Origin of the sequence: Pseudomonas haemolytica, from assembly GCF_009659625.1 — a bacterium.
Taxonomy (GTDB): Bacteria; Pseudomonadota; Gammaproteobacteria; order Pseudomonadales; family Pseudomonadaceae; genus Aquipseudomonas; species Aquipseudomonas haemolytica.
Genome location: NZ_VOIW01000007.1, coordinates 123,504 through 150,483, shown reverse-complemented (window position 1 = coordinate 150,483; position 26,980 = coordinate 123,504). Strand labels below are relative to the sequence as shown.

The following is a 26,980-nucleotide window of genomic DNA, read 5'->3' as shown; positions in this document are numbered from 1 at the left end:
TCGCTAACTATGTAATGCACGAAACAGCAGGGGCCGAGGGAATCTCAACGTTCATTTTGAAGGATGAGCAACCCCATGAACCCGAGTACTCCCCCTGCACTGCCCAATGCGGCCGACAAGGCCGCTTTGAAAGAACTGGCCACTCGCCTGATCCAGGCGTGCCCCAGCCTGCATGACAGCGCCCATCAGACCGCCTGTGAAATTCTGAAAAGGTACGGCGTAGAAGGCCTGGACCCTGACCAGATCTACTACCACCGATTCAAGGCAGCCCAGAGCAGCACCAAGACCTTTACCGGCTGGGAGCATATTCTGGAGAAGCCTTACGAATCGACCACGCTGACCCAACTGGTGATTCATCGATTTCGAGTCACCGACTACGACAACGCCGACCTGCTCGACCTGTATGGTGGGTTCTATACCGCAGGCCCGGAGTTTGGCGACTTCAATGAAACCAACGAAGTGCGCCTGCATGGCAACGAGGTGCTGAAGTACTTTTGGCGTCTGAAGTTCGACCTTCTCTACACGCAAAAACTGGATGATTTCTGGCACACCTTTGCCGACGACTTTCGTACCCTGGCCAAGTGCAGCTTCCTCAGCCAGGCCGTCCAGGCCCTTGAGCTCAAAAAACTGACTGCCGATGATTTCCAGACCTGCCTCAACGCCGTCGCGCCCAACCTGAGCTGGCCCGTCACCCGGCAGATGCTGCAAACCGAAACCACACCCAGCAACGGCGTGCAGGTTTATGCGCTGGATGTGGACGGCCATGTCGCGATCAATCTGTTGCGCATCGTCGATGCAAAGGGTCGGCAGATTCTCTACACACCCGGCGACACTCCGGCGTTCGAGGTGCTCGATACCCCTGCGAACCTGCATTGGTGGGTCCTGGACAAGATGAACGAGGAAAAAAACCGCAGCACCTTCCTCTGCCGCTTTCCTCTGTCCGACCGCCAGGCCATGACCGATAACATCACCGACCTCATGAACCGCCTGGTCGCCACCTGGGGCAAGTCGGACCATCACCTGATCAACCGGACAAACCAGGCCATCACCACCGATGCCTTTTCCTGGCTGAGGGACCGGACCCGCTGGTCGATGTATGACGAAGCCCAACAGCTACTGACCACTCAAAAAGCGCTGAAAAAGAAGCTCTGGATAGGCTACCTGACCGTAGGTTTGAAAATTTTTGGCCCGCTGGCGGTGGTCGGCTGGCCAGTGGCCCTGCCCGTATTGGGCGCCAGCATCGCCAACCTGGCGCTGAATATTGATCAGGCGGTCAATGGCCGTACCAGCGAGGAACGCAAGGCCGGCGTGATAGGTGCGGTGCTCAGCGGCATCGATACGCTGTTCAATCTGGTGGCGCTGCACGGCCCTGGTCCGATCGTGGAACTGGGCCCGGAAGTGGAGGCCGCAGAAGCGGCCGAGATGGCCAAATTCAAAGCAGCCACAACGCCTGTCGACGAGCCGGTGGTGATACCTGCGCCCACCGAAACGCCCGCGCTGCCCGCTGAATCGCAACCGCTCACGCCAGCCCCCGCCCAGCCGGAAATACCGGCCGGCTGGAAGCGTCAAAATGGCCTGGAAGGCGCCACTGCGATGAACGAAGGCGGCCGTTATCAAGGTATCTACACCGTCAACTCAAACCCTTCGACCGTCATCAAGTTCAAAGACGCCGTGTATTACGTGCGCTACGAAGCGGATGCCAATGGCAAGGGCACCTGGGCCATCATCGACCCGGCCCACCCTCATGAATTCTTCGGCTCACGTGCGGTACGCCTGAACGCCGAAGGTGAATGGGAATATGCCTTGCAGCCAACGGACGCGGTCAGGGGAGGAAGCCCGATAGAACCGGCTACCCCCCATCAGGCGGCCGCCGCTTCACCAGCAACCGAAGCTGAACAGCGCCCCCCCACTTCCTATGGGCCTGCGGGCTATCAGAACGCCCCATCCAGCCTGACTACCCCGTACGACCTCAACAATATGGACAGCTTTCAGATCGAGCTTGCGATGTCTGGCGGCCCCGATTACGCCAAGGTGATCCCTAACGCTGACGGCAGCACCCGCCATTTTTATACGTCTGATTACTTTATCAATCCCGCCCGCTCCAGAATCCTGGCCGATGCGCGTCGCTTTTACTCGCGCCCCTTCTTCATCCGCAGCCTTCCGGAACGCGCTGTGCTGCCGGCGATCACGTCTGAACTGTCATCCACTGGGTTCGTCGAAAGCGTCCTGGAAAACGGGGCAAACCTGGTTGTGGCCGAAAGCCCAAAACGCGTCGCCAGCCTGTACTTGCTGATTAAAAACTTGCCCGCGCTGGCGCGCAAAGGCGTCAAGACGCTCTACCTGAACCGCCTGTGCAACGACCTTCATCAACTCGACCTAGACAGGTTCGCGGCTACCGGGGAAATGTCCGCAAACCTGAAAGCCTACCTCCAGGAACTGGATAGCAACTTGCCTGTGCGCTTCAACACAATGGAACTGCTCAACGCCGCCCGCAGCAACAACATACGTGTACAGGCCACGGGCAGCCTGGCCCACTATCGGCCGTACCCGATTGCCGTGGATGACCAGATGGCCAATAACTTTTTGACCAGCGAAATCATCCGCCTGGACCAACTCAAGAATGGGCCCGGTCAATGGGTGGCACTGACCGATGCGCAGCACACCAACACATTCCGCGGGGTGGCTGGGATCAGTGAGATAAATGGAAGCACCAGCGTGCGGGTCAGCGAGGTGCTCAATGGCGAACCCCCGCAGGTCAAAATTGATTACGGCCCCAAAGTAAGCAATACCCCCATCGGTAACCGGACACGCCCCAATCCGACGCTGCTGGACACTGACTTCACCCTGTTGGTACCGATGAGGGAGCAAGAATTCGCAAACCCACACATCTTCAGCTCGCAAAGTGTCGATGAATTGCTCAAGGCTCCCGGCGACTACCTTCTGGAGCAGACGCAAACAGAACTGACACTGATCCACCGCAACCGGCTCAACACGCTGGTACGCAACACCGTCCAGCGTACGGCCAACCATGGTTACTTTCTCGACCCGGGCAACTTTCCTCGACTTAAGGGAACCGTCTACCCCTCATTGACAGATCTGTGCCAAGCGCTGGATGCACAGGGGCTCAACGCCAAAGGCTTGCCTCTGGTCAAGCGCTGGGTGCCAGCGCCGCAAATCGAAGTTGAGCCCGTACAGGCGTCGGTGCAGGCTGACGTCGAGTCAGGTGCAGCGATCGCACCACAGGCAAATCCGACGACCGTAGTTGAAGCAGATACAACTCCACCCATTCCGCCCTCGTGGGAAGCCAACGAAATCCTCGAAGGCATGGAATCGGTCAGTGAACCCGGCAGGGATCAAGGCATCTATCGACTGAACTCCAACCCATCCGCCGCCATTCTGTATAAAGACACTCCGTACTACGTCCGCTATATCAACGACGTCAACGGCGACGGTCATTGGGCAATCATCGACCCGCAAAATCCTTATGCACTGTCAGAGAACATCCCAGTGCGCTTCAACGCCCAAGGCGAATGGGAGGTGGTCCCTAAGCCCGGCCTGAGAGGAGGCGGAGGGCAACTGCTCAACAGGCTGCTTGGCCACACGCCCTTGGTGGAGGCTCAAAGCCCGGCCGTCGCCTACGAAATACCGCCTGACTTACGCTCCCCTTTGGAGAACGCCGCCGCCGGACCGCTCCCTGAGCGCTATGCCTTGAGCGACGAAGGCATCATGACCTGGCCTGAGGAACTCGACCCCTATGCGCCGTTCAAGGCCAGAAGGCAGCGTTTGTTCAAGGACGCCGTGGCATTCCTGAGTAAGTTCACCGTGAAAAATCGGCCACCCGTGCCAGCGTTACCTGCCAAGGCGCCAACCGCCACCTGGCTCAAGGGGCTCCTCAAGGACGTGCGCGCAATAGTGGTCGGCGAGGCTCACAACAGCGTGGGAAGCAAGCAACTGCTGATCGAGCATATGGAGTTATTAGCCCAAGAGAACGTCAAAACCCTGTATTGCGAACACCTGCTCAGAGACTTTCACCAGGCTGCCCTGGATACGTTCGCCGAAACCGGTGAAATGCCCGAGAAACTCAGGCGCTACCTTCAGTCATTGGACACAGGCCAAGGTACAGACCCCCTGGGGCAATACAACTTCATGGAACTGGTTAACGCCGCCCAAGCCAACAAAATCCGGATCCAGGCCATTGATTGCCTGGCCAGTTATCGAACTGATGGCTTCACCGCCGCCGTGAGCGACAGTCTCGTCCCCACCGGTGCGGAGCGCCATGCCCTGATGAACTACTACGCGAGCACCGTGATTCGTGCCGACCAGGCAGCGCAAGGTGCGCATAAATGGGCGGCACTGGTGGGCAATACCCACGTCAGCGACTACAAGGGGGTTGCTGGGCTGAGCGAACTGGAAGAAGTGTATGGCCTGAGGGTGGAAGATGTTGCACCCGGGCAATCCCAAGGCATCATACCGGACCCCGGTATCCCGGCGGTCGGCAATGAAGGCGCGGTGAAAAGCGATCTGTTGTTTCAGGCACAGATACCCCGAAAGCCTTCAACCCGGGAGGCATTCGAGGCCCTGCTGCAGCGCTCCGGGGCGTTCACAGTCGACTCATCATTGTCGCCAATCCTGAAACATCGCAGCAAACTGGGGGAGTTGGTTTCCACGGATATCCGTAACCAGAACGGCTATTTCTTCATCGAGCGCCCCAGCTGGCCGAGTGTGAGCGGCAAACGCTTTGGCAGCCTCAAAGCATTGTTTGCCGCGCTTGAGGATATGGGTATGGTGATGGTTGGCAAGCCGGCACCGCTATGACCCATACAACACTCAGCTACGGCACACGCTGGCCACGTTCTACTGCCCAGAGATTACACGACGCTGAAACAAGGAAATGAGAGCACTGTGAATATCCCGAACAAATGGCGCGAGCAGTATCCCCATGCGCTGATTGAACAACAGGCCATTGGCGAATCGCGGGCCGACGTCTTTCGCCTGCGCCAGGATGACGGTACAGATCTGTTCCTGAAGTCCGAGCCCCTCGAGGAACTGGGTGAGCTTGCAGACGAAGTCGATCGACTTAGGTGGCTGCAGCAAATGGACCTGCCTGCGCCTGCTGTCCTGGATGAAATCACAGAAAACCATCGCCACTGGTTGCTGATGACCACCGTACCAGGACAGGACTTGGCCAGCGCCAACGAGCTTTCTGCCGGGCAAATCATCAACATCCTGGCGACAGCGCTGCGCACTCTGCACCAGCTACCCGTCGAACTCTGCCCCTTCGATCACTCCCTTGAGCAGCGTATCGCACGGGCACAGCAACACCTCAGCGCCGGCCTGGTGGACCCGACGGATTTCGACGACGAACGACTCGGGCAAAGCGCTGAGGAGGTGTTTGCTGAACTGGTGGCGACTCAGCCAGGCACTCATGATCTGGTAGTGACCCACGGCGACGCCTGCCTGCCGAACTTCATGGCGGCAGACGCTCGCTTCAGTGGCTTCATCGACTGCGGTCGCCTGGGAATCAGTGACCGTTATCAAGACCTGGCCCTGGCAGCACGAAGTATTGAACGCAACCTGGGGCAGGCATGGGTGAAGCCATTTTTTGAGGTTTATGGTGTTGAGCCCGATGAGCAGCGTATGAAGTTCTATTGTGTGCTGGATGAGTTTTTCTGATCCAGCCTGCAGCCTGAAACACAAAACCCCGGCACCAGGCCGGGGTTTTGTTATTCAGCGCTCACCTGCCAGTGCAGGATCATTCCCACTCAATGGTCGCCGGCGGCTTGCTCGACACGTCATAAGTAACGCGCGAAATACCTTCGATCTCATTGATGATACGGCCGCTGACAGTTTCCAGCAGTTCGTACGGCAGGTGTGCCCAACGGGCGGTCATGAAGTCTATGGTCTCTACGGCACGCAGGGCCACGACCCACGCGTAACGACGGCCATCGCCTACAACACCAACCGATTTCACCGGCTGGAACACCACGAAAGCCTGGCTGACTTTGTGGTACCAGTCGGCCTTGCGCAGTTCTTCGATGAAGATGTGGTCGGCGCGACGCAGCAGGTCGGCGTATTCCTTCTTCACTTCACCGAGGATACGCACGCCCAGGCCCGGGCCTGGGAATGGGTGGCGGTAGACCATGTCGTACGGCAGGCCCAGTTCCAGGCCCAGACGGCGGACTTCGTCCTTGAACAGTTCGCGCAGCGGCTCTACCAGCTTGAGGTTCATTTCCTCAGGCAAGCCACCCACGTTGTGGTGGGACTTGATCACGTGGGCCTTGCCGCTCTTGGCGCCGGCCGACTCGATCACGTCGGGGTAGATGGTGCCCTGGGCAAGGTACTTGATGTTGTCCAGTTTGTTGGACTGGGCATCGAATACGTCGATGAAGGTACGACCGATGATCTTGCGCTTCTTCTCCGGGTCGGACTCGCCGGCCAGGTTGTTCAGGAACTGGTCTTCAGCGTTGGCGCGGATGACCTTGACGCCCATGTTCTCGGCGAACATGGCCATCACTTGCTCACCTTCGTGCAGGCGCAGCAGGCCGTTGTCGACGAAGACGCAGGTGAGCTGGTCGCCAATGGCCTTGTGCAACAGCGCGGCAACCACGGAGGAGTCAACGCCGCCGGACAGGCCGAGCAGCACGTTGTCGGTTCCGACCTGGGCACGCACGTTGGCGATGGCGTCTTCAGCGATCTTCGACGGGGTCCACAGGGCTTCGCACTGGCAGATGTCGAGGATGAAGCGCGACAGGATGCGCCCGCCTTGCTTGGTGTGGGTCACTTCCGGGTGGAACTGCACGCCGTAGTAGCCGCGCTCGTCGTTGAACATACCGGCGATCGGGCAGCTTGGGGTGCTGGCCAGAATGTGGAAGTCTTCCGGCATCTTGGTGACTTTGTCACCGTGGCTCATCCACACGTCGAGGCCGAACAGGCCGTCGGCGTCGATATGGTCTTCAATGCCGTCCAGCAGGCGGCTCTTGCCGACCACGTCTACACGGGCATAACCGAATTCACGCAGCTCGGAACCTTCAACCTTGCCGCCCAGTTGCTCGGCCATGGTCTGCATGCCGTAGCAGATACCGAAGACCGGCACGCCCAGGTCGAATACGGCTTGCGGGCAGCGCGGGCTGTTGGCTTCGTGCACGGACTCGGGGCCACCGGCGAGGATGACGCCTTTAGGGGCGAATTCGCGGATCGCTTCGTCATCCATGTCGAACGGGTGCAGTTCGCAGTACACGCCGATTTCACGCACGCGGCGGGCGATCAGTTGGGTGTACTGGGAACCGAAGTCGAGGATCAGGATGCGGTGGGCGTGAATGTCGAGGGCCATGAAGTCAGTCTCGTCTAATGAATCAGAAACAACTCGGGGCTGAATAAAACAGCCCCGGTTACTTAACGTTTTGCTGGAAGCCTCAACCTACGCGGTAGTTTGGCGCTTCCTTGGTGATCTGCACGTCGTGGACATGGGATTCAGCCATGCCGGCGCCGGTGATCCGTACGAACTCTGGCTTGGTGCGCATTTCTTCGATGTCGGCGCTGCCGGTGTAGCCCATCGAGGAACGCAGGCCGCCCATCAGTTGATGGATGATCGCGCTCAGGGTGCCTTTGTACGGCACACGGCCTTCGATGCCTTCCGGTACGAGTTTCTCGGCACCTGCCGAAGAATCCTGGAAGTAACGGTCGGAAGAGCCTTGCGCCTGGGACATGGCGCCCAGCGAACCCATGCCGCGGTAAGCCTTGTACGAACGGCCCTGGAACAGTTCGATCTCGCCTGGCGCTTCTTCAGTACCGGCGAACATCGAGCCCATCATCACGCAGGAAGCACCGGCTACGATGGCCTTGGACAGGTCACCGGAGAAACGGATGCCGCCGTCGGCGATCAACGGCACGCCAGTGCCTTCAAGGGCGGCGGCGACGTTGGCGATGGCGCTGATTTGCGGCACACCCACACCGGCGACGATACGCGTGGTGCAGATCGAGCCTGGGCCGATACCGACCTTGACCGCATCGGCGCCGGCTTCGGCCAGGGCCTTGGCGGCAGCGCCGGTGGCAATGTTGCCGCCGATCACTTGAACGTCAGGGAAGTTCTGCTTGACCCAGCGCACGCGGTCGATCACGCCTTTGGAGTGACCGTGGGCAGTGTCGACCACTACCACGTCAACACCGGCAGCAACCAGCGCCGAAACGCGGTCGCCCGTGTCTTTACCGGTGCCGACCGCAGCGCCAACACGCAGACGACCTTGGTCATCCTTGCTGGCCAGCGGGTAAGCCTTGGCTTTCTCGATGTCGTTGACGGTCATCATGCCTTTGAGGGCGAATTTGTCGTCGACGATCAGCACGCGCTCGATGCGGTGCTTGTGCAGCAGTTCGCGCACATCGTTCTTGTCGGCGCCTTCCTTGACAGTAACGAGGCGCTCTTTAGGCGTCATCACTTCGCGGACGGTGACTTCAAGACGGTTCTCGAAACGCACGTCACGGGAAGTGACGATGCCGACCAGGTCGCCATCGTGCAGTACCGGAACGCCGGAGATGTTGTGCAGGCGGGTCAGGTCGAACAGGTCACGCACGGTAGCGTCGGCTTCGATGGTGATTGGATCTTTCACCACACCGGCTTCGTAACGCTTGACCTTGCGCACTTCGGCAGCTTGCTGCTCGATGGTCATGTTCTTGTGGATGATGCCGATGCCGCCTTCCTGAGCCATGGCGATGGCCAGACGGGCTTCAGTGACGGTGTCCATGGCAGCGGAAACCAGGGGAATATTCAGCTCGATGCCACGGGTTAGGCGGGTCTTGAGACTGACTTCGTTAGGAAGCACCTCGGAATAACCGGGCACTAGGAGAATGTCGTCGAATGTCAGAGCTTCTTGGCTGATACGCAGCATCGCGGGGGCTCCCGAGCGGGAAAATGGAAGCGCGCCATTATATACATGCACCCTGTCGGGCTCAATGTAAAACTCTGACAAACTTGGTAATACTGATAGAAGGATTAAAGCTCGACTTTGACCCAGCTCATTTTCTGGTCCAACCAATCGGCAAATTCGTCGATAAAGCTCTGCTTGAACCCCGCCTCCGCCCAGTTGTTGAAGATGAAACCCAGGTTGGAGAACCCGCATTCCTGCAGGAACAGGAAGCCGTTGATGTCGTCTTCATGCCCACACAGCGGGCAGGTGAAGTTGTCGGTGTGGCCGGGCATCCAGTCTTCCAGGCTTTCGAACAGCGCCTCGCCGACTTCCTTGAGGCATTCCGGGCAACCCGCCTCTTCGAGGAAACCCTTGGCCGGGGTGTAGATGCAGCGTTTGTAGATGATCTCCAGGCCATTGACCGGCTCATTGAACGGCAGCGCCTCGGGGTGCAGCACCACGGCCCGGGCGCCATCGGCCAGGGCATAGCCCATGCGGTTGCCGGTACGGCCGCAGGTGGTCAATTCCTCCTTGACGATGTTCTTGCGCACCAGCCAGCGCACGATCGCCCGGGCGCGGGGTTCGTGGACGGGCAAGGTGGAGATTTTCGGGACGAGGATGCTTTGGGAGTTCATGGGAGTCCTGCGGTGTGGCGTCTGGCGCCTTCGCGAGCAACCCCGCTCCCACATTCGACTGCATTCCTACAGGAGAAATGCGATCGAATGTGGGAGCGGGCTTGCTCGCGAAGAGGCCCTGAAGGCTGGCAGCTTAATCCCTGAATAAATCAGGTCAAGCGCTCAAGTAGCGCCCGATCAAAGCAATACCGCTCGCCAGCACCAACCACGTCACCAACCGCACAAAGGCCTCACGTGACATACGCATCGTCAACCTGCGCCCACACCACAACCCCAACGCCATCGCCGGCAACAGGCAAACCGCCAACATCAACAACGGCAAATCCGCATACACCCCGGCAATCAGGAACAGACTCAGGCGCACCACCGTACTGCAACTGATCAACGCGCTTTGCGTGGCCCGCGCCGCATCCTTGGGCAAACGACTGTTCAAATAGATCGCATATAAAAAGCCCCCACTGCCAAACAACGCGCCGAACAAGCCACCTACTGTGCCCATGGGAATCGACCACCCCGCCGCCAGCTGCGTCGGTCGGGCTTTCACCGCCAGGCTATAAATGGCGTAGGCGCTGATAAACAACCCCATCAACAGCAGCAACAGATCCGAATGCAGGTTGAGCAAAAACACCACGCCCAGGGTGCAACCAATCGCCATGCACGGCAGCAGTCGCAACAACTCCCCCGTGTTCACATCACGTCGTGATTGCAGCAGGTTGCCAAACGCCGCGACGAAATCCAGCAGCACCAGCAGCGGGATGATCTTCGACAGCGGCATAAACACAATCAGGACCGGCCCCGCGACCAATGCCGTGCCGAACCCGGCAATCCCGAACACCACATAGGCCACCACCACACTCAGGCCAATCACCAGCCAATCCACACCGCTGAACGACCACTGACTCATCCACTCAACCGCGCTCATGGGTTATTCCTTGAAAGACCTGGCCTTCACTTTAGCCATCGGCGAGTGTTGCGACTAATATCTTCAAAGCCATTCACCCATCTCGAAAAGGCATGACCCGTGATCTCAACCCGGCAACTGCGTTATTTCGTCGAAATTGCCGACAGCGGTAGCTTCAGTGCCGCCGCCGAGCGCCTGTTCGTGGCGCAATCGGCCTTGAGCCGCCAGATCAAAGAGCTTGAAAACCAACTGCAGACCGCATTGTTCGAGCGTACCGCACGCCAACCGCGGCTAACGGCCGCCGGTGAGGCGTTTTATCCACGGGCGCGCAACCTGCTGGCTGAATTACTCAAGGCCAGCGAGATGGCGACGCAAGTGGGCAATGGCCAACTCGGCACCTTGCGCCTGAGTCACTCGAGCACCGTGCCGATGAGCGGTGTGTTGCTGCAAGGGATCGGTACCTGGCTGGAGCTCTGCCCAGGCGTGTCGATGGATATCGTCAAACTGTCCTCCGAAGCCCAGCTGGAAGAAATCGCCGACGGCCGCCTGGACGTCGGCCTGTTGCGCTTGCCGGTGCTGCGTCAGCGCGAAGGCGTGCGGGTGCTGCCTTTGTATACTGAGCCGTTGGTGTTGGCGGTACCGACGAATCATCCATTGGCACACAGCGATACGGCGGTGGAACTGGCCCGGCTCAAGGATGAAGCGTTTATCTCGATCCCTCATCCTCAACGCGGCGGGCTGAGTTATCTGTCGGCCGAGTTATGCATGCGTGCCGGGTTTTTCCCCAAGGCAGCGCGGGTGATGTCACGCAAGACCACGCAGCTGCAATTGATCCAGGCCGGCTTCGGAATTGCTTTGTTACCAAAATCCATGCAAGACATCGCCCCAGCAAACCTGCACTTTTTGCCTCTGGCCGACCCGGATTGCCATAGCACCGTTGCCCTCGCCTGCGCGCAAGCACCGAGCGCGCTGGTAGAGCAGTTCTGTCAAACCCTGCACAAATGCCTATAAACTGCCGCCCATGATTAAAGATCCTTTTGCCCGTCTGGGCCTGGACCGCGAAGTCCTGACTGTCAGCCAGCTCAACGGCCGTGCGCGGGTGTTGCTGGAAGACGTGTTCACCAATATCTGGGTCGAAGGCGAAATCTCCAACCTCGCCCGCCCGGCCTCCGGCCACGTGTATTTCACGCTCAAGGACAGCGGCGCCCAAGTGCGTTGCGCGCTGTTTCGCAATAATGCCGCGCGCGTGCGCCAGGCGCTGAAGGATGGCCTGGCGGTCAAGGTGCGTGGCAAGGTCTCGCTGTTCGAAGGCCGTGGCGACTACCAACTGATTCTCGACACCGTGGAGCCCGCCGGGGATGGCGCGCTGCGCCTGGCCTTCGATGCGTTGAAAGAGAAGCTCAGTGCTGAAGGGTTATTCAGCGCCGAACGCAAAGTCCCGTTGCCGGCGCATCCACAGAAGATCGGTATTATCAGTTCGCCGACCGGTGCGGTGATCCGCGACATCATCAGCGTGTTCCGTCGTCGGGCGCCGCAAGTGCAATTGACGTTGATCCCCACAGCCGTGCAGGGCCGCGAAGCGATCCCGCAGATTGTACGGGCGCTGAAACTGGCTGACGCCCGAGGCTTTGACGCGCTGATCCTGGCCCGTGGCGGCGGCTCACTGGAAGACCTCTGGTGCTTCAACGAAGAGGCCGTGGCCCGCGCAGTAGATGCCTGCGTTACACCCATCGTCAGTGCGGTCGGGCATGAAACCGATGTGTCGATCAGCGACTTCGTGGCAGACGTGCGCGCCCCAACCCCCTCCGCCGCTGCTGAACTGCTTGCCCCCGATGCCAGCAACCTGGTGCGCCAGGTCGACAGCCTGCACCGGCGCCTGGTGATGCTGATGCGCAACCGGTTGACCCACGACCGTCTGCGCCTGGAAGGCCTGGCCCGGCGCCTGCGTCACCCTGGCGAGCGTTTGCGCCAGCAGGCCCAGCGCCTGGATGACCTGGACATGCGTATGCGCCGCGCCTTCGAGCGCAGCCTCAATACCCGCCGCGAACGCCTGATCCGCCTGGAAACCCGCCTCGCCGGCCAGCATCCGGGGCGCCAATTGGCTCTGCTGCGCCAGCGCCTGGACAGCCTCGCCGAACGCCTGCCCCGTGCCATGCGCGAAGGCCTCAAGGCGCGGCGCCTGCAACTGCAAAGCCAGGTGCAGACGCTGCAGATAGTCAGCCCATTGGCGACCCTGGGCCGTGGCTACAGCATCCTGCTGGACGAGCGCGGCCAGGCGATTCGCAATGCGGCACAAACTCACACGGGCCAACGCCTGACGGCGCGTCTCGGTGAAGGTCAATTGCAAGTACGGGTGGAAGACAACCACCTGACACCCGTCACCCTTTCGTTACTGGATTGATTGATGCCACGTCTATTTAGCCTGTTGATGCTGCTGTGCCTTGCCGTTAACGCCCACGCGGACAGCTATATCACTCGCACCTTGAACAAACCGGTGCCGGGCGGTGTAGCCGTTGTCGAACTGGGCCCATCCGCTACGGCGCCGAAAGCTACCTACCAAAGCAAGCCGGTGTTGGTGGTCAAGGAACAGGACAACTGGCTGGCGATTGTCGGTATCCCGTTGACGGTCAAGCCTGGCAATGAGCGCATCAGCAGCGGCGGGCGCAGCCTGCCGTTTATCGTCGGCTACAAGAAGTATCCGGAACAGCGCATCACCTTGAAAAACAAAAGCCAGGTCAACCCCGACCCGGCGCAGCTCAAGCGCATCGAAGGTGAATTGGCGGTGCAGCTCAAGGCTTACCGCAGCTTCAGCCCCAACCTGCCGAGTAATCTGGTGTTGGACAAACCGGTGAACGGGCCGCTGTCGAGCAAGTTCGGTGTGCGCCGCTTCTTTAACGGTGAGGAACGCAACCCGCATTCGGGCCTGGATTTCGCCGTGCCGGCCGGTACGCCCATCAAGACCCCGGCCAACGGCAAGGTGATCCTGGTCGGCAACTACTTCTTCAACGGCAATACCGTGTTCGTCGACCATGGCCAAGGCTTTATCAGCATGTTCTGCCATATGTCGAAGATCGATGTGAAGGTGGGCCAGCAACTGGGCCGCGGTACGGTGGTGGGCAAGGTCGGCGCGACCGGCCGGGCGACTGGACCGCATATGCATTGGAACGTCAGCTTGAACGATGCTCGAGTGGACCCGGCGATTTTTATCGGCGCGTTTCAGCCCTGACACTGCGACGGTACGCGGGCGTCGGTGAAATTAACGCACCCACGCCTGAAATGCCGGCGTTTGAGGGTCATGCACTGTCATCTTCTTACACTTTTGCCGTGAACCATCCGAAACCCGAGACTCACTCAACCAGCGACTTACACGGACGTAATGAGCAGGACCTGAGCATTGGATATCCAATTCCCGTGAGACTCACTGTATGCCCCTTACCCCAGCACTGTCCGAGCACCACCCGCAACGCCCCCTGACCCACTCCCTTCCCACCAACCCAACTACGCCCCCCATCCTCCTCCAGCAGCCAACCTCCCCCCCGCTAACCGCCGCTCCAAGCTACGCCCCCGACAATCCAGCTGCTCCCACCGCGTTCGGCATCGCCCCCGCCAGAATGCGCTACCAGCAACTTTTGAAGCAATTCAAACCGACCCAACAATTAGCGTTCACCGTTGAACACGCGCTTCTGACTGAAGACATGCAACGCCTGCACAGCCGGCAACCCAGCTTCAAAGCCTTTGTACAGGCGCAACTTGAAGCGGCGTTCCCCGCTATCAGGCCGCTCAATGCCGAACAGATAAGTTTCAATCGATACCGTGTCGACGATGACGGCGAATCGCTGGCGTCTGCAGAACCCTTGATGACCGCGCTGGCGCGGATGATTCGTGATATCCAGGCCAGCCCGAATACGCTGAGACGCCCAGAGCGCGGCATACGCACCGAATTCAGTCACGCACAAACGCCGGCCGTCACCGAAGGCTCGTTGCACTCCATTGCCCGCAACATAGCCACGCAATACCCGCAGGCCCTTGAAGAATACTGGAGCACGCAGCAGCCGGTTGAGAATCAACCTTCGGTGCAAATGTCGCCGCAAAGCCAATTATTGACCCTGCACAAACAGCAGCTGTCGATCCTGGCGGCACTGCGTGTGAGCGATGGCACCCTGAGTGCGGCCGGCAAAGAGCTGATCGACAATGCGCTGCGCTATCCCACCCTGGAAGCCCGGGAAAAAAAATTCGCCGATGGCGACCGCCTGGGTGTGTATCCCATCACCGTCGATGACAAAACGGAACGCGGCGCCATGCTGCCGGGTGCGTTTCTCATCACTCGTCAAGACGGCTCAAGTGCCACGCCACCCACCTGGCCGAAGGGCCGCACCCTTGAGCTCAACGATAAGAATGGCCCCGTGGTGATCTACACGCCAAGCGAAGGGTTCGAGGAGTTCGCAACGCCCGCACAGGCGCTCCAGGCATTGGCCAATAGCCTGAATCAAGGCGCAACCAGGGCCAAGTTGTTAGTGCAGGCTCTGTCACCTCACCTGCAGAACGGACCTGACCCCATCACTGGGCAAGACCTGATGTCCAGTGTCGAACCGTCTTCCGGGGATGTATTGGCAGAAGCCATGTCCTGGATGCTCAGGCGCCAACATGCAGATATCAACACCCACCTGAGCACAGCGCTGAAGCCAGCCGACACCGTAAACCCACTGCTCGACAGCACGTCACTCCAAGGCATCGATAATGCAGCCGATTGGTCGTACCTGCTCGATGGCAGCAATGCCATGCTGGCCCGGGACGCCAAGCTGGTCGACAAAAACCAGCCCGAGTGGTTAAAAAACCTGACCCCCATTCAAGAAGCTGTATTTATGCAGCTGGAGCAAACGCAGGAAAGTAGCCTGGATACGCTGGCGCCATTGCTTGAAAAAATTCCGTCCCTGGGTAGTTTCTCCCGCGACCGTTTGAATGCCGCCATCAAGAAGCGATACCCGAACGCGCAAGTCGATGCAGACAAACTCATGGTGCAGGTTCACACCCGCACCGGTGTACATGGCGGACGGGGAACTGGCCAACCTCTCTATTCCCGACAAGATCCTGTGTCCCTGACCGACCTGGCCTTGAAGAACCCAACGGGTTTTCCAGCCAACGAGAGGGGCACGTTCACTGATATAAAAATGACCCTGGCGCTGGTCGACACGCAAGGCAGGCCCGTCCTGGACCCGAGCGGCGAACCGGTCTCCCTGGACACTGACACCCTTAAACAGCTGGTCAATGCCGCCGATGTCGGGGGTGAATACACCAAGCTGCTGAAACAGGAGACGGACCCCGACGCCGTATCGGGTAGCGCTGCGCAATTGCGCACAGCGTGGAAGGCCAACCTGAGAGATGCCATGGAGCAAGAAGCCTATCTGGCAGAGCTCAACCCGGATGCCTACAAAGAACAAGCCACCGAAAACCCCACCACCAAACGTGCGGCCCTATTGGTTGACGCGGTGCTCAGTAACCCCGACCCTGCCACCCGCTCCCAGGTGGAGGGCAAGACAGTGGTTGCCCACAGCCTTATCCATCGAGGGCTAGCGGTACAGGGCGTGATGGTGATCGGCAATCAGACGGACTCGTCGCTGGCGCTATATACCCCCAAAGCCCCCGATGGCATCACCTTTCGCGAAGTGGCGGACCATAAAGCGCTTGATGCCCTGCTGGGTAAAGAAGGATGGGCAGCCTATATTGCGAAAAGAAAGTCGCCGGTCAGCAAGGACGATGTGGCTGAGTTCAAGGACGCGATTAAAAGCAACCTTTTCAACCCGATGAAGCTGTTGTCCTCCGAAGTGCTAGTTTCATCGGTCAAGCTACTGGGTGGTGCTACAAGCCTTAAGCCAATAGAGGGAAATGTTCAGGATCACTTGTACAAACAACACGTACAGATGGTGATCGACCGAGCTGATCACCAGTCCGTGAGCAGTGCCGAAGTTGCACGGCAATCGACCCTCAACAAAATCGAGTTCGGCGTTGAAGTGGCCTTGATCTTTGCAGACCTGATCCCTGTGCTCGGCAAAGGCGTTTCAACCGGTGTTCGCCTGGGCAAAGCCGGCGTTACCGCGCTGCGCGCCCATAGTCGAATCTTGCCGCACCTGATCAAAAAACCTGGCCTGGCACGCGCCATCTATAGTGATTTCACCCTGGCTGCATCGGGCATCTCCAATGTTCGCGCCGCGCCAATGCGCCCGGTATTCAAATCGTCAACGGTCGGCGCGCTGACACCACGCCCAGGGCCCAGAGCGTTACCGGCGCCTGATAGTCTGCCCCCGGCGATCGCCTCAACCAGTACGGGTGCCAGCGCTGTCGCCACGCCCCGCTTGACCAATCTCACCCCCCCAACCCGCGATCTCAGCGCCTACGCCGTATCCGAAGAAATAATCAGCGGCCAGCCCTTACGGTCGAACGGTACCTATAACGTCGACGGCAATTCGTACATCCGCTTTACCGACAGTACCCTTGTGAGCAGGGTTTATCAGATCGATTCGGCCTTTCACGCACGCAGCGGCTGGGTCAATATCCTGGACCCCACTATCCCGTCGACTGCGCCCAGAAGCAGCAGAATCGTGGCGTCTGTGCAACACGCAGGAAAGGGTGAGTGGCGACTGAATCAACTGCCGGGCGGTATGCCGACACGGGTAGCGGTGCCAGGAGCGCCCTCGGCGGGGGCAGAAGCACCCGCCGGGAAAAGATTACCCGACGCCGAGTATCTCAGCATCAATAACGGTCGGTTGGTCGAGGCTGACTTCACCACGAAAAACTTGCCAGTGGCCAGGGCTTGGTTCAGGCGGGATCTTCATCGTTTTTACCAAAATATGATCACAGGAGGGCAGATGCCGCCACGCCCGCCTCGGCTGGAGATCGCCCCGGGTACATCGCCCGGCGACCTTTTGCGTAGGGCCTATGAAATCAGCGACGTCGTCGTAATGGGCGAGTCCCACAACGAAATCGCCAGTTTCCAGATGATCAAAGAGAATATGCAGGCCCTTAAAGAGGCCGGTGTGACCACGTTCTATATCGAAAACACCGAAACCAACGCCACCGGCCAACTTCGAGATGCCGGCATGGGCGCTTACCGACCATCGGGCGCGTCTCCCACGCTCTCGGAGCTGGTTCAACTCGCCAAGGCCAATGGCATAACCGTCAGGTCCCTTGAACATCGCTATTTGACACGGCACGCAGATATGCCTGACTTCCTCAAGGGTGTCGGCGACAACGACAGGGGCATTACACGCCTGCAGGAAGTCAACTACTACGCAACCCGTATCCTGCAAAACCGCAAGCCAGGCGAAAAAGTACTGGTGCTGGCAGGCAGGGCCCATATGAACACAACTCGAAACGTTCCTGGCCTGGCCGAACTCAATGGTGGCGTTGGGATAGGCGTTTACCCGGACACTGCATTCAACAAGAGTGTTGCCATCAGCGGCCCCTCAGTCCGACGGGATCCCGGCGCAGTCGTAACAGGAAGCCACACGGCAGGGGATTATCAGGTGTTCCAGAAAGTGACTTGAGTGCACCCAGTCGTTCGTTGCTTACGCAATGGTGAGCCAGACACCATTGCGTCCACACTCCCTGAACCTCACTTTAACCCCGGCCAATGAGATTGCGCACCTCACGACACACGCGCAACAATAATCACCAAAAATAGAAAAAACAGCAATAATCGCTCTTAAAACCTGACTTACTCAGAAAATCTATCAATTTTTCCTGAGCTCTTGCCATCTCCCCTGCCCACGGTTAGGGTTGGGCTTATGAAAACCTCTCACACCCTCATTCAGCTTCGCCAGCACCGCAGCCTGTGCCTCGTCAGCGCACGACTGCCAGGCTGAATCGTTCTGCCTCGTCCCTACGCTTTATCCCTAAAAACAGTTCTACGGCAGGCCGCCTTTTCTCGGCCCTTACAACAAAGGATTTCCCGATGAGCATGCTCAAAGACCCGTCTTCGAAGTACCGCGCGTTCCCGACCATCGATATCCCGGACCGCACCTGGCCATCGAAGACCATCACCACCGCGCCGATCTGGTGCAGCTCCGACCTGCGTGATGGCAACCAGTCGCTGATCGAGCCAATGGACGCCGCGAAAAAGCTGCGCTTCTGGAAGACCCTGGTTGCCGTTGGCGTGAAGGAAATCGAAGCCTCGTTCCCGGCCGCGTCGCAAACCGACTTCGACTTCGTGCGCACCCTGATCGAAGACAACCACATCCCCGAGGACACCACCATCCAGGTGCTGACCCAGGGCCGTGAAGACTTGATCGCGCGTACCTTCGAATCCCTGCGCGGTGCCAAGAAAGCCATCGTGCACTTGTACAACGCCACGTCGCCGTCGTTCCGCCGCATCGTGTTCAACCAGGACAAGGACGGCATCAAGGCCATCGCGGTCAACGCGGCCAAGCTGTTCGTCAAATATGCTGCCCAGCAGCCGGAAACCCAGTGGACCTTCGAATACTCCCCGGAGACCTTCAGCGCCACTGAGCTGGAATTCGCCAAGGAAGTCTGCGATGCCGTAATCGAGGTATGGAACCCGACGCCTGAGCACAAGATGATCCTCAACCTGCCGGCTACGGTTGAATGCGCCACGCCGAACATCTATGCCGACCAGATCGAGTGGTTCGGTCGCCATATCAACCGTCGCGACAGCGTGATCATCAGCCTGCACACCCACAACGACCGTGGCACCGGCGTAGCCGCCACCGAGTTGGGCCTGATGGCCGGCGCCGACCGCGTCGAAGGCTGCCTGTTCGGTAACGGCGAGCGCACCGGTAACGTCGACCTCGTCACTGTGGCGCTGAACATGTACACCCAGGGTCTGGACCCGCAGCTGGATTTCTCCGATATCGACGGCGTGCGCAAAGTTGTCGAAGAGTGCAACCAGATCCAGGTGCACCCACGTCACCCGTATGTGGGCGACCTGGTCCACACGGCGTTCTCCGGCTCTCACCAGGACGCAATCCGCAAGGGCTTCTCCCAGCAGAAAGACGACGCGCTGTGGGAAGTACCCTACTTGCCGATCGACCCGGCCGACATTGGCCGCAGCTACGAAGCGGTGATTCGTGTGAACAGCCAGTCGGGCAAAGGCGGCATCGCCTACCTGCTGGAACAGGAATACGACATCAGCTTGCCGCGTCGCATGCAGATCGAATTCAGCCAAGTGGTACAGGCCGAAACCGACCGCGTCGGCCTGGAGATGACTGCACCGCAGATCTACGCCTTGTTGCAGCGTGAATACCTGCAAGCCAACACGCCGTACGCGCTGGTCAGCCACCGCCTGCAGGAAGAGAACGGCAATAGCTTCGTCGAGGTGGAAGTCTCCGGCAAGGGCCAGGGCGAAACCAACCTGCACTGGAAAGGCAAAGGCAACGGTGCGCTGGAAGCACTGGTGGCGGGCTTGCCGATTGGTGTGGAGATCATGGACTACAACGAGCATGCGATCGGCGCGGGCACCAACGCCAAGGCGGCGGCCTACATCGAACTGCGCGTGAACGGTGAGCGTCCGGTGCATGGCGTGGGCATTGATGAAAACATCACCACCGCCAGCTTCAAAGCACTGTTCAGTGCGCTGAACCGCTCGTTGAGCCAGTTGGAAGCGAAAGCGGCGTAACCGGCCTGCTTAAATGCGAAAGGCCCCTGGGTGTAAATCCAGGGGCCTTTTTACTAGGTTTTTTGGTGTTGCTGATGGCCTCTTCGCGAGAAAGCGGTCTATCAGACAAACTGAAAGCTATCGGCATCCAGGTTCGCCGGAAACCTAGTGCGATAAGCAGCCAACTCCGCCGCATCCAGGATCACCTGAAACACCCCGTCCGCCTCCCCGGCACTCAGCAAGGTCTCGCCCTGGAAATCCAGTACCTGACTATCCCCGGTATAGGCAAAGCCCTTGCCATCCGTGCCCACCCGATTCACCGCCGCCACATAACACAGGTTTTCAATCGCCCGCGCTGGCAGTAAGCGGTTCCAATGCTGACGCCGCGCACCGGGCCAATTGGCGGTGTACAACAGCAGATCGGTGTCCTGGGCGTCACGGCTCCACACCGGAAAGCGCAGGTCGTAGCAAATCAACGGGCGAATACGCCATCCCTTCAACTCAAACTGCACCTGGCGCTCGCCGGGGGTGTAGTGATCGTGTTCGCCGGCCATGCGGAACAGGTGGCGCTTGTCGTAATGCAGCACCTCGCCATCCGGCCTGGCCCACAGCAGGCGGTTGCGATGGCTGCCATCGGCGGCCTGGATAATCACACTTCCAGTGATCACCGCGTTGTATTTCGCCGCCTGCGCCTGGAGCCAATGATGGGTCGGGCCGTTTTCCGGCTCGGCCAGAGAGGCCGATTCCATGGAGAAACCGGTGGTGAACATCTCCGGCAGCACGATCAGGTCGGCGCCGCTGGCTTGCTCCAGCAGCAGTTCAAAATGCTCGAAATTGGCCTGGCGGTCATGCCACGCCAGGCTGGTCTGGATCAGGGCGATATTCAGGTTCGGTAGTGCACTCAAATCACGCATAGTTTTTCCGCTGCTCGTTGCAGCGTCTCCTCGCGTTTGGCAAAGCACAAGCGCACCAGGCGCTGGCCTTGGGGTGGGTGCTGGTAGAACACCGAGACCGGTATCGTCGCCACGCCGTGCTCGCGGGTCATCCACAGGGACATGGCGACGTCATCCAGGTCCGGGCGAATCTGCGAGTAATCCACCAGTTGGAAGTAAGTACCGCTCACCCGGGTAAAGCTGAAGCGGGACTGCGCCAGCAGGTCGCAGAACAGGTCGCGCTTGGCTTGGTAAAAAGCCGGCAGTTCTTCCACATGCTCCGGGTGTTCGGCCATGAAGTCAGCCAAAGCGTACTGCAAAGGGGTTACGCCGCAGAAGTTGACATATTGATGCACCTTGCGCAGTTCGGCGCTGAGGGCCGGTGGGGCGACCACGTAGCCGGTTTTCCAGCCAGTCACGTGATAGGTCTTGCCGAAGGAGCTGACCACGAACGCGCGCTGATACAGCTCCTGATGGGCAAGTACGCTGATGTGGGGCACGCCGTCGAATACCAGGTGTTCGTAGACCTCATCGCTGATCAGGTAGATATCGCGGTCGCGGATCAGTTCGGCCAACTGGTCCAGCTCGGCGCGGCTGATCAATGCGCCGGTAGGGTTGTGCGGGGTGTTGAGGATGATCATCCGCGTACGCGGTGAGAGCGCAGCCTTGATCTTCTCGAAGTCCAGGGCGAAGCCTTGCAGGCTCAACTGCACATGCACGCAACGGCCACCGGCCAGTTCGACAGAAGGCTCATAGCTGTCGTAACAGGGATCGAACACGATAACTTCATCGCCGTTGCGAATCACCGCCTGAATGGCGCAGAAGATCGCCTCAGTGGCCCCAGGGGTGATGGTCACTTCGCTGTCGGCATCCACCGTGGCGCCATAGCTGCGCGCGATCTTCGCCGCCACTTGTTGACGCAGCACCGGCAGGCCCGTCATCGGCGCGTACTGGTTATGACCGAGGGCAATATGCTTGCCCACCGCATCGAGCAAAGCTTGCGGGCCATTGAAGTCGGGAAACCCCTGGGACAGGTTGAGTGCGCCAGTTTCGGCCGCAAGTTGCGACATGGTGGTGAAAATGGTCGTGCCGACGTTCGGCAGCTTACTGGTGATCATGGGAGCCCCCTTCGGCTGAGCTGCAAGTTTTAAGCTGCAAGCTGCAAGCAGGTCAAGCGACAAACTAACGCGCACAAAAAAGGGCTCCAAAGGAGCCCTCTCTTGCAGCGTGTCGCTTACAACTTGAAGCGGCTGCTATTTCTTGTCGCGGCGCTTCTTGTCGGCCTTCTTGTGGTGAGTCATCAAACGACGCTTCTTGTTCACCTGACGGTCAGTCAATGTGTTCTTGTTGCCTTCGTATGGGTTCTCGCCACCCTTGAACTCGATACGGATCGGCGTACCGACCAGTTTCAAGACACGGCGGTAGGTGTTTTCCAGGTAACGCACGTAGGACTTAGGCACCTTCTCGATCTGGTTACCGTGGATCACGATAATCGGCGGGTTGGCACCACCCAAGTGGGCGTAACGCAGCTTGATCCGACGGTTGTTAACCATCGGAGGGGCGTGCTCGCCCACTGCGTCTTCGAGGATCTGGGTCAGGCGGTTGGTTGGCCAGCGGGTGACCGCAGACTTGAACGAGTTCTGTACGGACGCATAGAGGTTGCCTACGCCGGTACCGTGCAGTGCCGAGATAAAGTGGATATCGGCGAACTCAACGAAGAACAACCGACGCTGCAGCTCGATCTTGACGAAATCGCGCTCGCTCGGCGTCATGCCGTCCCACTTGTTGATCGCGATCACCAGGGCCCGGCCAGCTTCCAGGGCAAAGCCCAGCAAGTTGAGGTCGTGGTCTACCACGCCCTCGCGGGCGTCCATCACGAAGATCACCACGTTGGCGTCTTTGATCGCCTGCAGGGTTTTGACCACGGAGAACTTTTCAACTTCTTCGTGGATCTTGCCGCGCTTGCGCACACCTGCGGTGTCGATCAGCGTGTACTTCTCGTCGTTACGCTCGAACGGGATGTAGATACTGTCACGGGTGGTACCGGGTTCGTCGTAGACGATAACGCGGTCTTCACCGAGCATACGGTTGACCAGGGTCGACTTGCCGACGTTCGGGCGACCGATGATGGCGATCTTGATACCGTCTTTTTCGCTCGGGCCAGGAATGCGCTTGGCTTCCTCACCTTCGGCAACGATCTCATCGATGCCCTCTTCTTCCTCGACGTCATCCTTGGGGAAGTCGCGCAGGGCGATTTCCAGCATTTGGGTGATGCCACGACCGTGGGCACCGGCGACCGGGATCGCGTCGCCCAGGCCCATCGGGCTGAATTCGGCACGGGCCGCCTCAGGATCGATGTTATCGATCTTGTTGGCAACCAGATAGGAACGCTTGTTGCGCTTGCGCAGGTGCTCGCCAATCATCTGGTCGGCAGCGGTGTAGCCCGCACGGGCGTCTACCAGGAACAACACGACATCAGCTTCTTCAATGGCCAGCAGCGACTGCTCGGCCATCTTTTCGTCCATGCCGTGTTCGTCACCGGAAATACCACCGGTGTCGACAATAATGTAGGAGCGCCCTTGCCACTTTGCCTCACCGTATTGGCGATCACGGGTCAGACCGGACAAGTCGCCGACGATGGCGTCGCGAGTCCTGGTCAGGCGGTTGAACAAGGTGGACTTGCCGACGTTAGGTCGGCCCACCAGGGCGATTACGGGAACCATGCGGCTCTCCACTTCGTTATTTCAGAAAATACAAAAGCCGCTGCAAGGCAGCGGCTGGTGCTCGGGGCGGCATTTGAATGCCACATGCCCTGCTCTGGCGCCTGCAGCAGCAGGCATTGAAACAGGGCCGCCTGGGGGGTTACCCCAAGCATAGTCAAAGCTTTACTTGATGGTCAGGGCTTCCAGCGTGCCGCCGTTGCCATACACATAAAGCATGTTACCTACCACCAGCGGACGCGCACGCAGGCCGTCGCTGTCGATACGTTGGCGGCCTACAAAGCGGCCGTCCACCTGGCTCAGCAGGTGCAGGTAACCTTCGAAGTCACCTACCGCTACGTAGCTGGAGAAAACTTCCGGTGCCGACAGTTGACGGCGCGCCAGGGAGTCGTTGCTCCACAGTGCCGTGGTGGAACGCTCATCGACGCTTTCAACAGTGCCGGATGCCAGGCTGACATAGACGCTGCCAAACCCTTGGGCGACACCCGCATAGCTGGAAGCATCACGCTGCCAGTTGATGCGACCGCTTTGCAGGTCCAACGCGGCAACACGGCCCTGGTAGGTGGCCACATAGAGGGTTTCACCCGACAGCAGCAAGCCACCGTCGATGTCCACAACGCGATCCAGCTCGGAACGACCTTGTGGGATAGCCACACGGGTTTCCCAGGCCGGCACGCCGTTCTGGGTATTCAGGGCGACCACTTTACCGGTCGACAGGCCAGCAACGGCGAGGTTGTTGGTCACAATCGGACCACTGGTACCACGCAGGGTCAACACCGCAGGGGTGCTGTCGTACAACCAGCGCTGGTTGCCGGTAGAGGCATCCAGGCCAATCACGCGGTCATCCTGGGTTTGCACCACGACGATATCGCCGTTGGTCGCCGGCGCCGAGAGCACTTCACTGGTCACGCGAGCGCGCCATTTCTCTTCACCGTTGCTGGAGTCCAGTGCGACCACGTCACCTTTGAGCGTGCCGATCAGCACCATGCCGTAGCCGACGCCCACACCACCGGAAACCGGCAGTTCGAGGTCTTTTTTCCACTTCACGTCGCCATTCATGCGATCCATGGCAATGACTACGCCAGTGGAGTCGGTGGCCACGATGTTGTCGCCGTCGATTGCCGGCTGCAACAGGTTGTAGAGGTCGCCCTGACCATCACCAACGGAGCGGCTCCACTGCTTTTGCAGGACCACTTCTTCCTTGAAGCTGGTCAGCTCGGCAGGCGGCAGTTCTTTTTTGCTGTTGCTGCTGCAACCCGCGGCCAAAACGGCCAGAGCCAGCAATGCTGCATGTTTCCAACGGATCACGTCACGCATCCCCTTTGGCCAAGTCGTCGAGCTTGATTTGTAAGCCACCGACCGCCGCTTCATCAGACAGCGCCGCCTTGGCTTTTTGGTACGCAGCATGGGCTTCGTCGGTACGACCCAATTGGACCAACAGGTCGCCCTTGAGCTCTTCGCGAGTGGCCACGAATGCCTTGTCAGCATCGCCGTCGAGCAGTTTGAGTGCTTCGTCAGCCTTGTTCTGTGCCGCCAATACCTGCGCCAGGCGCTGACGTGCGATTTCACCCAGGGTCGGGTTGGTCGGCTTGTCGGCGATGGCCTTCAGTTCGGTGGCGGCGTCATCCAGCTTGCCGGTGTCGACCGCGACTTTCGCGACGAACAGGCTGCCGTACTGGGCGTAGGTGCTACCGCCGAATTCGTTCTTCAGCTTGCCGGCCAGGTCTGCAACCTGCGCAGGATCAGGCTTGCCGTCCGGCGTCAGGGTAGTTTCCAGCAATTGCTGATAAACGATCGAGGCGCCTTGGGACTGGTTGGCCTGATACTTGGTCCAGGCTTGCCAGCCGAACACCACCACTAAAGCCAGCAGGCCGCCAGTAACCAGGGGCTTGCCGTTACGCTGCCACCAGTCCTTGAACTCGGCCAGTTGCTCATCATCAGTACTCGACACCCCAATACTCCTTAATCGCTAAATTCGGCTGTTCGACAGCTTCAACCCTGCACGACGCAGGTGGCCAAGTGCGCAGCAAGCGCATCAAAGGCAATGTTCTGTTGTTCGCCCTGGCCACGCAGGGGTTTGAAACCTATCACTTGCTGGGCCAACTCGTCATCGCCGAGGATCAGTGCATACAGCGCACCGCTCTTGTCGGCCTTCTTGAACTGGCTCTTGAAGCTACCGGCGCCGGCATTGATCTGCAGGCGCAGGTTCGGCAACTGGTCGCGCACTTTTTCGCTCAAGGCCAGGGCAGCCAGTTCGGCGGCCTCGCCAAAGGCGCACAGGTACACGTCCACCTGACGAGAAATTTCTTCCGGAACCTGCTCCAGGGTTTCCAGCAGCAGGATCAACCGCTCGATACCCATGGCAAAACCTACGCCCGTGGTCGGCTTGCCGCCCATCTGCTCGACCAGGCCGTCGTAACGACCACCGGCACACACGGTGCCCTGGGCACCCAGTTTGTCGGTGACCCACTCGAACACGGTCTTGCTGTAGTAGTCGAGGCCGCGCACCAGTTTCGGGTTGATCACGTACGGAATACCGGCCGCATCCAGGCGAGCCTTAAGGCCCTCGAAGTGCGTGCGCGATTCGTCGTCCAGGTAGTCGGCCATTTTCGGCGCGTCGACCAATACAGCCTGGGTGTCGGCGTTCTTGGTATCAAGGACGCGCAACGGGTTGGTTTTCAGGCGGCGCTGGCTGTCTTCGTCCAACTTGTCCAGGTGGGCAGACAGGTACTCGACCAGGGCTTCGCGGTAGCGGCCCCGGGACTCGCTGGTGCCCAGGCTGTTGAGTTCGAGCTTGACCGCATCGCGGATGCCCAGTTGGCCCCACAGGCGCCAGGTCAGCACGATCAGCTCGGCGTCGATGTCCGGGCCGTCAAGGTTGAAGACTTCGCAACCGATCTGGTGGAATTGGCGGTAACGGCCTTTCTGCGGGCGCTCGTGGCGATACATCGGGCCGATGTACCACATTTTCTGGGTCTGGCCACCACCGGTGATGCCATGTTCCAGAACGGCGCGCACGCATGCGGCAGTGCCTTCCGGACGCAGGGTCAGAGAGTCGCCGTTGCGGTCTTCAAAGGTGTACATCTCTTTTTCGACGATGTCGGTCACTTCACCGATGGAGCGCTTGAACAGCTCGGTGAACTCGACGATCGGCGTGCGGATCTGCTTGTAACCGTAGTTATCACACAGACGCGCGACCGTGCTTTCGAAGTAGCGCCACAGTGGCGTCTGCTCCGGCAGGATGTCGTTCATGCCACGAATGGCTTGCAGAGACTTGCTCACATC

General features: G+C 59.4%; 17 protein-coding genes. 7 read left to right on the top strand and 10 right to left on the bottom strand.

Annotation, left to right across the window (positions count from 1 at the left end):
• Nucleotides 1-75: 75 nt before the first annotated feature.
• Both FRT59_RS22420 and FRT59_RS22415 read left to right on the top strand, forming a co-directional pair.
• Nucleotides 76-4,815, top strand: coding sequence for a membrane-targeted effector domain-containing toxin (locus FRT59_RS22420; protein ID WP_167524305.1), 4,740 nt, complete (start codon nucleotides 76-78; stop codon nucleotides 4,813-4,815).
• A gap of 87 nt (nucleotides 4,816-4,902) precedes the next feature.
• On the top strand, nucleotides 4,903-5,673 hold the full coding sequence (locus FRT59_RS22415; RefSeq protein WP_198809836.1) for an APH(3')-II family aminoglycoside O-phosphotransferase: 771 nt from the start codon (nucleotides 4,903-4,905) through the stop codon (nucleotides 5,671-5,673).
• Nucleotides 5,674-5,752: 79 nt separating this feature from the next.
• Here the strand turns inward: FRT59_RS22415 and guaA are convergent, their stop codons facing one another.
• From guaA to FRT59_RS22395, 4 genes are all read right to left on the bottom strand, one after another.
• Complete coding sequence (guaA, locus tag FRT59_RS22410; RefSeq protein WP_017134673.1) at nucleotides 5,753-7,330, bottom strand: glutamine-hydrolyzing GMP synthase; 1,578 nt, start codon at nucleotides 7,328-7,330, stop codon at nucleotides 5,753-5,755.
• An 82-nt stretch (nucleotides 7,331-7,412) separates the two neighbouring features.
• Nucleotides 7,413-8,882, bottom strand: a complete 1,470-nt coding sequence (gene guaB, locus FRT59_RS22405; protein WP_016977684.1) for an IMP dehydrogenase — start codon at nucleotides 8,880-8,882, stop codon at nucleotides 7,413-7,415.
• Between the two features lie 104 nt (nucleotides 8,883-8,986).
• On the bottom strand, nucleotides 8,987-9,535 hold the full coding sequence (locus FRT59_RS22400; protein WP_034115879.1) for a hypothetical protein: 549 nt from the start codon (nucleotides 9,533-9,535) through the stop codon (nucleotides 8,987-8,989).
• Between the two features lie 154 nt (nucleotides 9,536-9,689).
• Nucleotides 9,690-10,457, bottom strand: coding sequence for a sulfite exporter TauE/SafE family protein (locus FRT59_RS22395; RefSeq protein WP_153872429.1), 768 nt, complete (start codon nucleotides 10,455-10,457; stop codon nucleotides 9,690-9,692).
• A gap of 99 nt (nucleotides 10,458-10,556) precedes the next feature.
• Here FRT59_RS22395 and FRT59_RS22390 point away from each other — a divergent pair, with 99 nt between their 5' ends.
• The 5 genes from FRT59_RS22390 to leuA all read left to right on the top strand — a co-directional run bounded on the left by FRT59_RS22390 (nucleotide 10,557) and on the right by leuA (nucleotide 20,064).
• Nucleotides 10,557-11,447 (top strand): LysR family transcriptional regulator, encoded by an 891-nt coding sequence (locus FRT59_RS22390; RefSeq protein ID WP_198809837.1) that lies wholly within the window; start codon nucleotides 10,557-10,559, stop codon nucleotides 11,445-11,447.
• A gap of 10 nt (nucleotides 11,448-11,457) precedes the next feature.
• Nucleotides 11,458-12,837, top strand: coding sequence for an exodeoxyribonuclease VII large subunit (gene xseA, locus FRT59_RS22385; protein ID WP_034115882.1), 1,380 nt, complete (start codon nucleotides 11,458-11,460; stop codon nucleotides 12,835-12,837).
• 3 nt (nucleotides 12,838-12,840) lie between these two features.
• Nucleotides 12,841-13,662, top strand: a complete 822-nt coding sequence (locus FRT59_RS22380) for a M23 family metallopeptidase (RefSeq protein ID WP_153872428.1) — start codon at nucleotides 12,841-12,843, stop codon at nucleotides 13,660-13,662.
• 385 nt (nucleotides 13,663-14,047) lie between these two features.
• Nucleotides 14,048-17,977 carry a membrane-targeted effector domain-containing toxin gene (locus tag FRT59_RS22375; RefSeq protein ID WP_200657644.1) on the top strand — a complete coding sequence of 1,310 codons (3,930 nt, stop codon included), beginning with the start codon at nucleotides 14,048-14,050 and terminating at the stop codon, nucleotides 17,975-17,977.
• Nucleotides 17,978-18,384: 407 nt separating this feature from the next.
• Nucleotides 18,385-20,064, top strand: a complete 1,680-nt coding sequence (gene leuA / locus FRT59_RS22370) for a 2-isopropylmalate synthase (protein WP_005791164.1) — start codon at nucleotides 18,385-18,387, stop codon at nucleotides 20,062-20,064.
• Between the two features lie 101 nt (nucleotides 20,065-20,165).
• On the opposite strand, the gene FRT59_RS22365 is transcribed toward leuA, so the two are convergent.
• The 6 genes from FRT59_RS22365 to hisS all read right to left on the bottom strand — a co-directional run bounded on the left by FRT59_RS22365 (nucleotide 20,166) and on the right by hisS (nucleotide 26,977).
• On the bottom strand, nucleotides 20,166-20,957 hold the full coding sequence (locus FRT59_RS22365; RefSeq protein WP_034115884.1) for an amidohydrolase: 792 nt from the start codon (nucleotides 20,955-20,957) through the stop codon (nucleotides 20,166-20,168).
• Nucleotides 20,945-22,093: a pyridoxal phosphate-dependent aminotransferase gene (locus FRT59_RS22360; protein WP_153872427.1), complete on the bottom strand. Its 1,149-nt coding sequence runs from the start codon at nucleotides 22,091-22,093 to the stop codon at nucleotides 20,945-20,947. The genes FRT59_RS22365 and FRT59_RS22360 overlap by 13 nt, the downstream gene beginning before the upstream one ends.
• 135 nt (nucleotides 22,094-22,228) lie before the next feature.
• Nucleotides 22,229-23,698, bottom strand: coding sequence for a ribosome biogenesis GTPase Der (der, locus tag FRT59_RS22355; protein ID WP_034115886.1), 1,470 nt, complete (start codon nucleotides 23,696-23,698; stop codon nucleotides 22,229-22,231).
• 162 nt (nucleotides 23,699-23,860) lie between these two features.
• Nucleotides 23,861-25,012: an outer membrane protein assembly factor BamB gene (bamB, locus tag FRT59_RS22350; protein ID WP_034115887.1), complete on the bottom strand. Its 1,152-nt coding sequence runs from the start codon at nucleotides 25,010-25,012 to the stop codon at nucleotides 23,861-23,863.
• Nucleotides 25,005-25,646, bottom strand: a complete 642-nt coding sequence (locus tag FRT59_RS22345; protein ID WP_003194010.1) for a YfgM family protein — start codon at nucleotides 25,644-25,646, stop codon at nucleotides 25,005-25,007. Before FRT59_RS22345 ends, bamB begins: the two co-directional genes overlap by 8 nt.
• Before the next feature lie 41 nt (nucleotides 25,647-25,687).
• Complete coding sequence (gene hisS / locus FRT59_RS22340; RefSeq protein ID WP_198809858.1) at nucleotides 25,688-26,977, bottom strand: histidine--tRNA ligase; 1,290 nt, start codon at nucleotides 26,975-26,977, stop codon at nucleotides 25,688-25,690.
• Nucleotides 26,978-26,980 lie beyond the last annotated feature (3 nt).

Bases quoted from the DNA above. Each gene is read 5' to 3' on its own strand.
- FRT59_RS22420 (WP_167524305.1), top strand. From the start codon at position 76: ATGAACCCGAGTACTCCCCCTGCACTGCCCAATGCGGCCGACAAGGCC.
- guaA (WP_017134673.1), bottom strand. From the start codon at position 7,330: ATGGCCCTCGACATTCACGCCCACCGCATCCTGATCCTCGACTTCGGT.
- guaB (WP_016977684.1), bottom strand. From the start codon at position 8,882: ATGCTGCGTATCAGCCAAGAAGCTCTGACATTCGACGACATTCTCCTA.
- FRT59_RS22400 (WP_034115879.1), bottom strand. From the start codon at position 9,535: ATGAACTCCCAAAGCATCCTCGTCCCGAAAATCTCCACCTTGCCCGTC.
- FRT59_RS22395 (WP_153872429.1), bottom strand. From the start codon at position 10,457: ATGAGCGCGGTTGAGTGGATGAGTCAGTGGTCGTTCAGCGGTGTGGAT.
- xseA (WP_034115882.1), top strand. From the start codon at position 11,458: ATGATTAAAGATCCTTTTGCCCGTCTGGGCCTGGACCGCGAAGTCCTG.
- FRT59_RS22380 (WP_153872428.1), top strand. From the start codon at position 12,841: ATGCCACGTCTATTTAGCCTGTTGATGCTGCTGTGCCTTGCCGTTAAC.
- FRT59_RS22375 (WP_200657644.1), top strand. From the start codon at position 14,048: ATGCGCTACCAGCAACTTTTGAAGCAATTCAAACCGACCCAACAATTA.
- leuA (WP_005791164.1), top strand. From the start codon at position 18,385: ATGAGCATGCTCAAAGACCCGTCTTCGAAGTACCGCGCGTTCCCGACC.
- FRT59_RS22365 (WP_034115884.1), bottom strand. From the start codon at position 20,957: ATGCGTGATTTGAGTGCACTACCGAACCTGAATATCGCCCTGATCCAG.
- FRT59_RS22360 (WP_153872427.1), bottom strand. From the start codon at position 22,093: ATGATCACCAGTAAGCTGCCGAACGTCGGCACGACCATTTTCACCACC.
- der (WP_034115886.1), bottom strand. From the start codon at position 23,698: ATGGTTCCCGTAATCGCCCTGGTGGGCCGACCTAACGTCGGCAAGTCC.
- bamB (WP_034115887.1), bottom strand. From the start codon at position 25,012: ATGCGTGACGTGATCCGTTGGAAACATGCAGCATTGCTGGCTCTGGCC.